The sequence below is a fragment of the Pseudomonas sp. Sample_9 genome, from assembly GCF_004307535.1.
Taxonomy (GTDB): domain Bacteria; phylum Pseudomonadota; class Gammaproteobacteria; order Pseudomonadales; family Pseudomonadaceae; genus Aquipseudomonas; species Aquipseudomonas mercuritolerans.
In genome coordinates, this window is sequence record NZ_RAZO01000308.1 from 1 (window position 1) to 1,517 (window position 1,517).

Below are 1,517 nucleotides of genomic sequence, written 5' to 3' on the forward strand. Positions count from 1 at the left end.
ATGGCGCGGGACATGCTCGGTGGCAATGGCATCTCCGATGAGTTCGGTGTCGCTCGTCATCTAGTCAATCTGGAAGTGGTGAATACCTATGAAGGTACCCATGACGTTCACGCGCTGATCCTCGGGCGTGCACAAACCGGTCTGCAGGCGTTCTATTAATAGGAGGGCGGACCATGGGCGCGCTGTCGCATCTGCGGGTACTGGATTTATCGCGAGTACTGGCCGGGCCTTGGGCCGGACAGATCCTCGCCGACCTTGGCGCCGAAGTGATCAAGGTCGAGCGCCCGGGCAATGGTGATGACACCCGCGCCTGGGGCCCGCCCTTCCTTAAAGACGCCTACGGCGAGAACACGTCGGAAGCGGCTTATTACCTGTCGGCCAACCGCAACAAGCAATCGGTGACCATCGACTTCACCCGTCCTGAAGGGCAGAAGCTGGTGCGCGACCTGGCGGCGAAGTCGGACATCCTCATCGAGAATTTCAAGGTGGGCGGTCTGGCGGCCTATGGCCTGGACTATGAGTCGCTGAAGGCGCTCAACCCGAATCTGATCTATTGCTCTATCACCGGCTTCGGTCAGACCGGTCCTTACGCCAAGCGGGCAGGGTATGACTTCATGATCCAGGGCCTCGGCGGCTTGATGAGTCTGACTGGTCGACCTGAAGGAGATGAAGGTGCTGGCCCGGTGAAAGTGGGCGTAGCGCTGACGGATATTCTCACCGGGCTATATTCGACGGTGGCGATTCTCGCGGCGTTGGCGCATCGCGATCATGACGGTGGCGGCCAACACATTGATATGGCGTTGCTGGATGTACAGGTCGCATGTCTGGCGAACCAGGCGATGAACTACCTGACCACCGGCAATGCGCCAAAGCGTCTGGGCAATGCCCATCCCAATATCGTGCCTTATCAGGACTTTCCTACGGCGGATGGCGACTTCATCCTCACCGTGGGCAATGACGGGCAGTTCCGCAAGTTCGCCGAAGTCGCCGGGCAGCCGCACTGGGCGGATGATCCGCGCTTCGCGACCAACAAGCTGCGAGTGGCGAACCGCGCGGTGTTGATTCCACTGATCCGCCAGGCGACGGTTTTCAAGACGACAGCCGAGTGGGTTGCTCAATTGGAGCATGCGGGTGTGCCTTGTGGGCCGATCAATGATCTGTCGCAGGTGTTTGAAGATCCACAAGTGAAGGCGCGCGGTCTGGCGATCGAACTGCCTCATGCATTGGCGGGGATGGTGCCCCAGGTGGCCAGCCCGATTCGATTGTCGGAGACGCCCGTTGAATATCGTCATGCGCCTCCTTTATTAGGTGAGCACACGTTAGAGGTTCTGCAGCGGGTGCTGGGCCTGGGGGCAGGTGCGGTGGCTATGTTGAAGGAGGAAGGCGTCCTTTAAGTCTTCTTCTATATAGAAGGAGCTCTTTTCTCATCTGATTGGATGTTTTTTAACCAATACGCAAGTTATTGAAAGAAAAGCGAAATTAACGGTTGACGGCAGATTCCAGAGGTCTATAATTCG

General features: G+C 57.9%; 2 protein-coding genes. Both read left to right on the plus strand.

The features are described 5' to 3' along the window. A partial coding sequence (locus D6877_RS17200) for an acyl-CoA dehydrogenase family protein (RefSeq protein WP_277751488.1) occupies positions 1–159 on the plus strand: 159 nt, incomplete at its 5' end. 14 nt (positions 160–173) lie between these two features. Beyond that, positions 174–1,394, plus strand: coding sequence for a CaiB/BaiF CoA-transferase family protein (locus tag D6877_RS17205; protein WP_130911552.1), 1,221 nt, complete (start codon positions 174–176; stop codon positions 1,392–1,394). Positions 1,395–1,517: the final 123 nt, after the last annotated feature.